At 53.7% G+C, this 10,242-nt stretch carries 9 protein-coding genes and 3 pseudogenes; 10 read left to right on the top strand and 2 right to left on the bottom strand.

The features are described 5' to 3' along the window. Nucleotides 1-228: 228 nt before the first annotated feature. Nucleotides 229-441: pseudogene (locus J1777_RS13725) on the top strand (transposase); the annotation flags it as partial. A 71-nt stretch (nt 442-512) separates the two neighbouring features. On the opposite strand, the gene J1777_RS13720 reads toward J1777_RS13725, so the two are convergent. Beyond that, nucleotides 513-1,415: a LysR family transcriptional regulator gene (locus tag J1777_RS13720; protein ID WP_207576237.1), complete on the bottom strand. Its 903-nt coding sequence runs from the start codon at nt 1,413-1,415 to the stop codon at nt 513-515. On the opposite strand from J1777_RS13720, the gene J1777_RS13715 reads away from it, so the two are divergent. The 7 genes and pseudogenes from J1777_RS13715 (at nt 1,401) to J1777_RS13685 (ending at nt 7,533) form a co-directional block, all read left to right on the top strand. Beyond that, nucleotides 1,401-2,882, top strand: a complete 1,482-nt coding sequence (locus J1777_RS13715) for an MFS transporter (protein ID WP_242700552.1) — start codon at nt 1,401-1,403, stop codon at nt 2,880-2,882. The two genes, J1777_RS13720 and J1777_RS13715, sit on opposite strands and share 15 nt — an antisense overlap. Nucleotides 2,883-2,919: 37 nt before the next feature. Next, nucleotides 2,920-4,107 (top strand): M20 aminoacylase family protein, encoded by a 1,188-nt coding sequence (locus J1777_RS13710; protein ID WP_207576236.1) that lies wholly within the window; start codon nt 2,920-2,922, stop codon nt 4,105-4,107. A 3-nt stretch (nt 4,108-4,110) separates the two neighbouring features. Further along, nucleotides 4,111-5,037, top strand: a complete 927-nt coding sequence (locus tag J1777_RS13705; protein ID WP_087866408.1) for a glutaminase — start codon at nt 4,111-4,113, stop codon at nt 5,035-5,037. 182 nt (nt 5,038-5,219) lie between these two features. Further along, nucleotides 5,220-5,510, top strand: a pseudogene (locus J1777_RS13700) (transposase); the annotation flags it as partial. A 68-nt stretch (nt 5,511-5,578) separates the two neighbouring features. After that, a protein-coding gene (locus tag J1777_RS13695) for an IS3 family transposase (protein ID WP_423220554.1) occupies nt 5,579-6,729 on the top strand; the annotation gives its coding sequence in 2 pieces (ribosomal slippage) (nt 5,579-5,825 and nt 5,825-6,729; 1,152 coding nt in all). Between the two features lie 23 nt (nt 6,730-6,752). Further along, a pseudogene (locus tag J1777_RS13690) lies at nt 6,753-7,379 on the top strand (integrase core domain-containing protein); the annotation flags it as partial. After that, the gene (locus J1777_RS13685) at nt 7,354-7,533 is read left to right on the top strand and encodes a hypothetical protein (protein ID WP_341352964.1); all 180 of its coding nucleotides are present in this window, start codon (nt 7,354-7,356) and stop codon (nt 7,531-7,533) included. The pseudogene J1777_RS13690 and the gene J1777_RS13685, both read left to right, overlap by 26 nt. A 27-nt stretch (nt 7,534-7,560) precedes the next feature. Here the strand turns inward: J1777_RS13685 and J1777_RS13680 are convergent, their stop codons facing one another. Beyond that, nucleotides 7,561-8,361: a hypothetical protein gene (locus J1777_RS13680; protein WP_207576234.1), complete on the bottom strand. Its 801-nt coding sequence runs from the start codon at nt 8,359-8,361 to the stop codon at nt 7,561-7,563. 364 nt (nt 8,362-8,725) lie between these two features. On the opposite strand from J1777_RS13680, the gene J1777_RS13675 reads away from it, so the two are divergent. Further along, a complete protein-coding gene (locus J1777_RS13675; RefSeq protein WP_242700551.1) occupies nt 8,726-9,007 on the top strand; it encodes a helix-turn-helix transcriptional regulator in 282 nt (93 codons plus the stop codon). 287 nt (nt 9,008-9,294) lie between these two features. Further along, nucleotides 9,295-10,131 (top strand): hypothetical protein, encoded by an 837-nt coding sequence (locus tag J1777_RS13670; RefSeq protein WP_207576233.1) that lies wholly within the window; start codon nt 9,295-9,297, stop codon nt 10,129-10,131. The last annotated feature ends 111 nt before the right edge of the window (nt 10,132-10,242 follow it).

Here is a 10,242-nt window from a genome sequence, read left to right as displayed (position 1 = left end):
CTGCGGACTTGGTGAGCTTGATCTTCGCCATGATGACTCCTCGGAAAGCCCGGTTTCCAAGAGCCGCATGGGAGCCACGCGAGGGGAAGCCGGGTCAAGTTTCGGAAAGCACCGGCATATGTTGAACCCACCTAAGTGTTTGATAAAACTGCTGTATCGAGCCTTGGCGTAGTCCAGCGAATTGCGGTACTGGAGTAATCGTGAAACAAAAAAACCCGCAAGCAGCAATTGCTCGATGAGATGGAATTGGTGGTTCCCTGGGCAGCACTGGTCGAGCTCATTGCCCCGTATTACCCCGAAGGCAAGAACGGCCGCCCACCCTTTGCACTGCAGACCATGCTGCGCATCCACTGCATGCAGCAGTGGTTTAGCTTGTCGGATCTGGGCATGGAGGAAGCTTTCTTTGACACCCCGATCTACCGCGAATTAAAACGGTGCGATTGCGTCATCTGAAAAACATCAGCCATGTAGCACTTGCGCAGCCGAGTTGTTCAGGATGTCCCAAGAGACTCTCAGTCATGCAGATGTTCGGCCACAAACTGGCGAAAAATTCCCATGGCAGGCGCTTCAGTGCGGTCGGCCAGGGTAACGAACGCAAAGCGTGCGCCCTCATTCAACGCCGGAGTGATGGGCAACTCCACCAAGCTACCATTGGCGATGGCTTCACGCGCGGGGCTGATGAGGCCGAGGAACACCGCGTCACTGCCGTGTACCGCGTGTAGCAAACTGTTGATATCGTTGCAGCGCAGGGTCACCGCGACCTGGGGGTCAGCTGCGGGCCCATAGCGGGTGATCAGAAGACGTGCCAACTCCGGATTGAGTGAAGTCGACGCTAACGGATAGCGTTGGAGGTGTGCAAATGTAATGGGGGTGTTGAGTTTGGCAAGGGGGTGACCCACGCGACAGATGAAACCACCGCGCATTTGGCCCAAATCTTCGATCAAAAGGTCATCAGCAGGCGTGACGCTGCGTAGATCCACGACCAGTGCGTCGAATCCACGTTCGCGCAAGCGGTTGGTCTGCAACTCGGGGGGGCCGGATTCGAGGCTGACCTGCACTCTCGGATGCATGCTGGCCATGTAACGCAGAAAGGGCTGCATCAGCAGTGCAGTAGGCCCCGCGCCGAGCCCAATGCGGATGCCCCCCAAGTAGCCCTCTTGCAATAGCTGTGCGCTGCGTTTTAGCTCAACGGCATCCAGCACCATGCGGCGCGCCCGGCTTGCAACGGTCTGGCCGAACGGCGTCAACTCGTTGCGCTTGCCCATTCGGTCGATCAGACGTGCTCCGAGGTCGTCTTCGAGGGTCTGAATGCTGCGACTCAGGGCGGACTGGGTGATGTGGCACCGCTCCGCGGCGCGGCTGAACGAACCGGTGTCCGCCACAGCCAGCAGGTACTCCAGATGGCGCAGGTTCATTTTCTTTGTCGCATGAGTTTTTTGAATGCATTCAGAATAAATTATGCATTAGACGCATTTGATCATGATTCCTATGATTTCGCACGCTGTCGTCCAAGGCAGCAGCAATCATCCGGAGACAAATTCATGGGCGTTCAAAATTCCAGTATGGGCGACGTTGCGTTGCCGCCCACATCCCAGCGCGTATCGAACAATTCAACTGCCGCGAAGAGCAAGGTGCATCCCCGCGTCGTGGCTGCAACAGTGGCGGGCAACGCGCTGGAGTTCTTTGATTTCACCACCTACGCGTTCTTCGCGGTGTATATTGGCCAGACCTTCTTTCCTGCTGACGAGCCGCTGGTCACGGTGATGCTGTCGGTAGCAGTGTTTGGCGTTGGCTTCATCACGCGTCCTTTGGGCGGGCTGCTGATCGGCTCTTTTGCTGATCGTGCAGGACGCAAGCCGGCCATGCTGTTGACCATTGCGCTCATCACGATCGGCACGATCGGCATGGCGCTCACCCCCTCATACGCAAGCATCGGATTGGCGGCACCCATCATCGTCATTGTTTGTCGGCTGGTGCAGGGGTTGGCCCTGGGCGGCGAGGTCGGGCCGTCTACGACGTATCTGATCGAGATCGCACCCCAGGGGCGGCGCGGCCTCTATGGCAGCTGGCAGCTTGCCAGCCAAGGCATAGCCTCGATGGCGGCTGGCGTCGTCGGCATTGTGCTCACGCTGGCGCTAAGCAAGGAGCAGATGCTGGCGTGGGGTTGGCGTATCCCTTTTTTGCTCGGTCTGGCATTGATCCCCATTGCTTTCTTTTTGCGCCGCCACATGCCTGAGAGCCTCGAGCATCCCACGCATAGCGGACCCATCAAGAGCCCGCTGGTCGATATCCGGCACCATCTGCGACCGATCATGCTGGCGCTCATGGTCATCCTGGGTGTGACGATCTCGACCTATGCGGCGATCTACATGACCACTTATGCCGTGACCACGCTCAAGCTCTCCGCGACGATCGCCATGTCGGCGACCATCGTATTCGGCGTGGCGACCTGGGCGGGTGCGCTGCTGGGGGGCTGGCTGTCAGATCTGTATGGGCGCAAACCCGTGATGCTCTGGGCTCGCGTGGCATTGTTCGTGTTGGTCTATCCGGCTTACATGCTGCTCATTGAGCACACCAGCTTTGCCACTCTGGCACTGGCGACTGCGCTGCTGGCGTTGCTCACGGGCATTGGTGGCGCGCCAATGCTGGTGGCCATCCCGGAGCTGTTCCCTGGTCATGTACGCGCGCTCGGGCTGTCGATTGCCTATGCCTTTGGCGTGGCGCTGTTTGGTGGCACCGCGCAACTGGTGATCACCTGGCTCATCAAGGTGACCGGCAACCCGGCAGCGCCAGCGCTCTACGTCCTTATCACCAGCTTGATCGCCATCGTAGGCATTCTGCTCATGCGCGAAACCGGCGGTGACAAGGAACTACAGAAATGATTACTAGGCGAATTTTGCCAGACTGTGAGTTCATAGCATGACTGTTCAAGACACCTTGCAGGCGATACGCGCACACGAAGACGAATTCATTGCTTTGCGCCGTGATATCCATCAGCACCCCGAGCTGCCATTCGAAGAGCTGCGTACCAGTGATTTAGTGGCTGCGCGACTGCGGGAGTGGGGTTACCACGTTGAGCGCGGCCTGGGCGGAACCGGTGTGGTCGGGCAACTCAAGCGTGGCGACGGCACGCGCACGCTGGGTCTGCGCGCGGACATGGACGCACTGCCGATCCAGGAAACCACGGGGCTGCAGTACGCAAGTCGCAACCAGGGCGTCATGCACGCCTGCGGCCACGACGGACATACGGCCATGCTGTTGGCGGCAGCCAAGGTGCTGGCAGAGCAGGGTGACTTCTCAGGGACACTCAACCTGATCTTCCAGCCTGCGGAGGAATACGGCACCAGCGACTGTGGCGCCGTACGCATGATCAACGACGGCCTGTTCGACAAATACCCATGTGACGCTATCTTCAGCATGCACAACATGCCCGGCTGGCCACAGGGGCACTTGATCTTTCGCGAAGGCCCAATGATGGCCTCCTCTGACAAGGTCTACATTACGCTGGTAGGCCACGGTGGTCACGGTGCTGTGCCGCACAAGACAGCCGATCCGGTGGTGGCGGCTGCCAGCCTGGTGATGGCGTTGCAGACCGTCGTCTCGCGCAACGTCGATCCACTGCAAACAGCGGTGGTGACCGTGGGGGTGCTGCAGTCCGGGCGCGCCAATAACGTCATCCCCGACAGCGCACATCTCGAGCTGAGCGTGCGCGCTCTCGACCCCGAAGTGCGCAGCCTGCTGCAGCAGCGCATTACCGAAATCGTTCACGCACAGGCGCAGTGCTTTGGCGTCAAGGCCGAAATCGACTATCGGCGCGGCTACGCGGCACTGATCAACAGCAAGGATGAAACCGACTTCGCCCGTCAGATTGGCACCGAATTGGTTGGCGCCGAGCGCGTCGTGCTGCAGGCCCCGCCACTCACCGGCAGCGAAGATTTCGCTTTCATGCTGGAGAAGTGCCCCGGCAGCTACCTGTTGATCGGAAACGGGGATGGTGACAAGCTGGGCGCCTGCATGGTGCACAACCCGGGTTACGACTTCAACGACGCCAACCTGGCCATTGGCGCTGCATACTGGGTGCTGCTGGCGCGGCGTTACTTGGCCTGAACGATGGGCCACGCCGCTTTGGAAACGCTCCAGGGCTTTCTGGTAGGGCTCGACGCGCGCATGAAGCGCGCACACAAGCGCGGCCGGGTGGCGCACTACATTCCGCAACTGGCCAGCGTTGATGTGCATCAGTTCGGGATCAGTGTGTGCCTGGCCAGCGGAGAGCGGCTGAGCGCGGGCGACGCTGCGACGCCGTTTTCGATCCAGAGCATCTCAAAGGTCTTCTCACTGGCGATCGCATTGGGCCGTCACGGCGACCGGCTCTGGAAGCGGGTAGGCAAGGAACCATCTAACTACACCTTCAACTCGGTCATCGAGCTTGAGCAGGAAGGCGGCAAACCGCGCAATCCTTTCGTCAATGCGGGCGCACTGGTCACCACCGACGCCATGCTTGATGCGCCTGACGCGGGCGGCGGACTCGATAGACTGATGGATTTCGTTCGCACGGCGGCTGGAGATGACCGGATCTCGATTGATGAACAGGTTGCCGCCTCGGAATACCGCACGGCCTACCGCAACTTCTCTCTGGCGTACTTTCTACGCTCGTGCGGCAATCTGCACATGGAATGCGAACGTCTGCTGCAGATTTACTGTCGCCAATGCGCGATCACGATGAACTGCGAGCAATTGGCCAGCGCCGGCCGGTTCCTGGCCGGCTTCGACTCCGCAGCCCACCTGCTGAACCCAGCTCAGGCACGCAGCATCAACGCCTTGATGTTGCTCGCGGGGCACTATGATGGTTCAGGCGACTTTGCCTATTCGGTCGGCTTCCCCGGCAAGAGTGGCGTCGGAGGCGGCATTCTGGCGGTCGTTCCGGGACATGCATCGATCGCGGTCTGGTCTCCTGGCCTGAATGCGTTTGGCAATTCACTGCTCGGCACGCGCGCGCTGCAGGAGTTATCGGAGTTCACCGGCTGGTCGGTGTTCTGACGTGTAGGCTTTATCGTTTGCCTCGACATGAACAGCCCCGGATTTCGAGGAGGCTGGTTGGTTTAAATTGAGGTCGGTGTGACTGCCTCGCTGGCGAGTTGCCGCCAGACAGTTAAGGAAATCCTGCAAAACCTCCCCCGCTGTTTGGTAGGTGTCAGCAGGCCGTGGCATCGTCTCAGCGCATGAAGCAAAGCAGCCTTGATCTGAACCTGAGCACCAAAAAAACCTGCAAGCAGCAATTGCTCGATGAGATGGAATTGGTGGTTCCCTGGGCAGCACTGGTCGAGCTCATTGCCCCGTATTACCCCGAAGGCAAGAACGGCCGCCCACCCTTTGCACTGCAGACCATGCTGCGCATCCACTGCATGCAGCAGTGGTTTAGCTTGTCGGATCTGGGCATGGAGGAAACTTTCTTTGACACCCCGATCTACCGCGAATTTGCCCAGCTCGATGCCCATGGCCGAATGCCTGACTGACCTGCCCCCTCACAGCCGTACCAGCCGAATGGAAGTGAGGTCCGTCAACCTGGAGAATGACGGATATGAAGAAGAGTCGATTCACGGAGCAGCAGATCATTGGGTTCTTGAAGCAGGCAGAGTCAGGCCTGCCAGTCAGGGATGTCTGCCGCCAAGGCGGGTTCAGCGAGCCCACGTTCTACAAGTGGCGCGCCAAGTACGGTGGCATGGAGGCTGATGAGGCCCGCCGCCTCAAGGACTTGGAAGTCGAGAACGCCCGCCTCAAGAAGCTGCTGGCCGAGGCACACCTCGATCTGGAGGCGCTCAAGGTCGGCTTTGGGGTAAAGCGCTAGCCCCGCAGGACAAGCGCAAGGCCATCGCCAAGATGCTGGAGCACACCCAGATGTCTGAGCGCCGGGCCTGCCGTCTTGTGGGGCTGTCTCGAGATGCCTGGCGCCATCCGCCGCAACCCGATGCACACACCGTGCGCTTAGGTGAGCGCATCCATGCCGTAGCCATGGAGCGCAGGCGCTTTGGCTATCGCCGCGTGCACGACATGCTGCGCACCGAATTGCCCGGCACCAACCACAAGAAGGTGTTCCGGCTCTACAGTGCGCAAGGCTTGGCTGTTCGCAAGCGCAACAAGGGCAAGAAGTGCCGCGGTGAACGCACACCTCTGGTGGCGGCTACACGCGTCAATCAAACATGGAGCCTGGACTTTGTGAGCGATTCACTGGCCAATGGCCGACGCATCAAGTGCCTGACCATCGCCGATGACTTCACCCGTGAGTGCATAGACATCGCTGTGGACCTGTCCATGCCTGGCGCATACGTCACCCGCATCCTGGATCAAGCCGCGCGGTTCAGGGGCTACCCAGAGGCCATCAGAACCGACAACGGACCGGAGTTCACATGCAGAGCCTTCATGGCATGGATGCAAGCACGAGGTATTCAGCACATCCTTATCCAACCGGGCAAGCCCACCCAGAACGCCTACATCGAGAGCTTCAACGGCAAGTTCAGGGACGAATGCCTCAACGAGAACTGGTTCGAATCCCTGACGCAGGCCCGCGAGGTCATCGCCATCTGGCGCCAAGACTACAACGAGGTGCGACCACACGGAACGATCGGACGGATACCTCCGGCTGAGTTTGCCGCCAAGCACCGCAAGCCAAACCCATCAACCACCGACGCAGGATCAGTTAACCTGCAAACCCTTGGACCTCTCTCCAACTGAGTGGTATGGCTGGAGGGGGCAGGTCACTCAAGCCCGCCGAGCCTGCCCAGGCGCACAAGGCGTTCAAAAGCTACGAGCCTGGCTACTTGCACGTGGATGTGAAGTACCTGCCGCAGATGCAGGACGAAACCAAGCGCCGCTACCTGTTTGTGGCCATTGACCGGGCGACGCGCTGGGTGTTCGTGCAGATCAAAGGCAACAAGACGGCCGCCAGCGCTCGGGTCTTCCTCCATGCCTTGCACAAGGCCTGCCCGATCCAGATCACCAGAGTGCTGACCGACAACGGCAAGGAGTTCACCGATCGCCTCTTTGCCAGTCGTGAGCGCCAGCCCAGTGGCAACCATGAGTTCGACCAGTTGTGCCAGGAGCTGGGCATAGAGCACCGGTTGACCAAGCCCAGGACACCCCGAACCAATGGCATGGTCGAACGCTTCAACGGGCGCATTGCCGATGTCCTGAAGACCCACCGCTTCAACAGCGCCGAAGATCTGGAGCAGACGCTCATGCGCTACGTGGCCTTGTACAACCACCAACTGCCCCAGTCAGCATTGCACAGCAAAACACCTATGCAGGCCATGAAACAGTGGCATCAAACTCACCCTGAGTTGTTCAATAAGCGACCATATGATCGTCCGGGATGCAACACTTAATGAAATGGGCTTTTCATCGGACTGGATTGAAAGGCAGCTTGCTCATACTGAACCTAATGCTGTTCGTCAAACTTATAACCATGCTGACTATTTTAAAGATAGAGAAAAGATGATGCAGGTCTGGGCTGATCAAATTGAATCTATTTGCAAATAAAAATTGATTTTTTAAGATTAAAGAATATTATATTGTTTTAGGCTTGGTTATTTCTCTTGGTGGTCTATTTTTTCTATAATAAGTTTTAATAAAATCGGAGACCACCTTTCTAAATACAGATTCTTTAACAGATAAACCTCTTTTTTCTGTCATGAATCTATACAGCGATGAAATATTTCCATTGAACTCATGTAATTTTTTATTGTTATTATCTATGTATGTCTGGTAGTAAATTTCATTGCAATTAATATCGACTGCAGCAGCATTAATAGCTCTTTTTATATTTGAATAGTTTCTTTGCCCGACTCCAGAATCTGGCTTTTTTCTTTTATTATTTCTTGGTGTGTTTTTAATCAATGCTGGTTTTAAACCAATCCATTTGTGATTGAATTCTTCTATTTCATTAGTTCCTTTTAAAATAAAAGAGTCTATATAAATAGTTTTATTGTGCTTTGGTGATGAAAGTATGAGAATGCCACGACCTTCGTTAGACCTCCATTCTTTATAATATTCTATTATATTTTTAATATTTATTTGATGATGTTGATTAATTATTATTGCTAATCGCATCCAGGATGTTATTGGTAGTTTGGTTTGAGGTGTAATTTCTTTCAAGTAATCCTTGACTTTTTTATCAATATTTTCTTTTAATTCTTCAATATTTATTGATTTTTCTGTAATAAAAATTTCTAATTTGTCTTTAATCCGTTGTTTTATTTTGGGTTCGTATATTGTAAATGAGTCATTTTTATGGGTGATTAGATAATCGAGATGACTAGATGTTACTTTATCTAGGAAATCAGAATAGGTTGTTTTTAGTAATTCCATAAGACTTCTTTTAAGAAAATTTTTTGAAAGTGTGTGTGTGCACACATATAAATTTTTTGTGACTCATTGAGCTGTAAGCACTCCAAAGCCTCCTATCTCCTACCTCAGATTTTGCACTATTTCTCCTATCTCTTACCTTGCAATATTGCTAAAAATTCTTACCTCTTATCTCATACCTCTCACCAAGATGGAGTGAACATGAGGAACCCACTTCTTATGTTGCACTGTGCAGAGCTTGATAGCGTGAAAAGTCCTTATTTCATGCGGATTCTGAGGCATTCAAGAACAAATTTTCAAAAGCTGTAAAGGCTCTTGGCTAGGGCACTTGCATGTCGCAAGTTGCTCGTAGCACAGGAGAAAAACTATGGCGAAAAGCCAAAACTTCACCCTTGCTCAGCCTGCTCAAGTAGATGCTGCGGTCGATGGACAGCTGGCTCGTGTAGATCCTGCACTGGCTAAGTTCGACAGCCTTCCAGATGCGGCGCATGTGCGCTTGCCTGTAGTGCTCGCGTTGTATGCCTGCTCGCGTGCAACCGCGTGGCGTCATGTCAAAGCTGGTCTCATTCCAGCCCCTGTCAAATTTTCAGAACGCATCACTGCATGGAATGTGGGAGTGCTGCGCAAGCACTTGATGAAGATGAATTAAGGAGCATAGCGAAAGTGCGATTCATCTGCGCTTTCAGCGTGTGTGCGGCGGACGTAACTTGAAAAGTTATGGACCCTCAAAACTGAAATATCTAATGCTGTAAATCACTTTGTAGCTAGGCAAAAAGTTGATTTTTGACGTGCAGTAGGACTTGCGAGCACTGAGTGCTTTCCTAGTAATGGTCATTACATCACTACTACCTAGCTACTCAACAAACCGTTCACATGCTTTGTACTCATCTAGTCAAGGCTTAAGCCACAAACACTAATTTTAGGAAACCAAAGAAAATGGCAGATACATTAACCGCTCGCATAAGCGTTCCTGATGAAGCTTTCGGTCAGGACTTGCCTTATGTTAAAGATGAGAGGACAGATCCAACAGGGGAGATTAAAGCTCGTAGTGCTACTAGCCTTGCAAAAGTACCATTTAAGTTTAAGTGTGGAAAAGCCACTATGTGGATTAGCCCAAAAGGTGGCTATGTAGATGGCAAGCTGAACATTTATGCCTATGACGTCAGCGTGAGTGTTCCAGGTGCTGTTTGCGGACTAAATGCACTTTTGGAAAATGCAGTATATGAGGTATCGTTGTTTGCACTATATTTCTTTCAATACTGGTTGCTGGAGTGCGGAGTAGCTACTGAGACTGTGAAGAAATTCACTATGAAAAACGTTGAGCTTGAAGAGCTACATCTGACTTACCTCATCTACAGTGGGAACAAGAATAAAGCAAACAACCGTATTCTTGAGCTTGCTCGGCGTGGGCTTACGTTGTTCTCAGGGGATATGATTAAAAAAAACAAGCGTAAAGCTGCTGTAGAGTACCGGAATTCTGATTGGAACTGCTACACCAAGATCAGTAAATGTAATAAGTTTGATATTGCAGCTTACGTAAAGTCATACGTAACACCAAAGTCGTTTTGTGGCTTATCAACTGATATTGCAAAGGATATCTTTAAAATCAGCCAAAAATATGTGCGTTATGAAGTCAAGTTGAAAAAGGCTTGGTTTTCAGAAACGGTTGTGGTTGAGGATGCGGAGGGTAAGAAGGTTAAAAAGAAGCAGCCTTCCAAGTGGGCTTCGCCCTTGAGCTGGAAAGGTAGGGCTGGGAAGGTAATCCCCCCGTAAAACCAGCGTCTTGAGAAGTAGATGCCTCCAAAGGAGAATCTCTACTATGAAGAAGTCACGTTTTACAGACAGCCAAATCATCGATGCGCTCAAGCGTGCAGAAGCTGGCCT

Origin of the sequence: Comamonas denitrificans (assembly GCF_017368815.1) — a bacterium.
In the GTDB taxonomy this organism is placed as follows: Bacteria; Pseudomonadota; Gammaproteobacteria; order Burkholderiales; family Burkholderiaceae_C; genus Comamonas; species Comamonas denitrificans.
The sequence above is the reverse complement of the archived record's forward strand: the minus strand, read 5'-3'. Positions and strand labels throughout refer to the sequence as shown.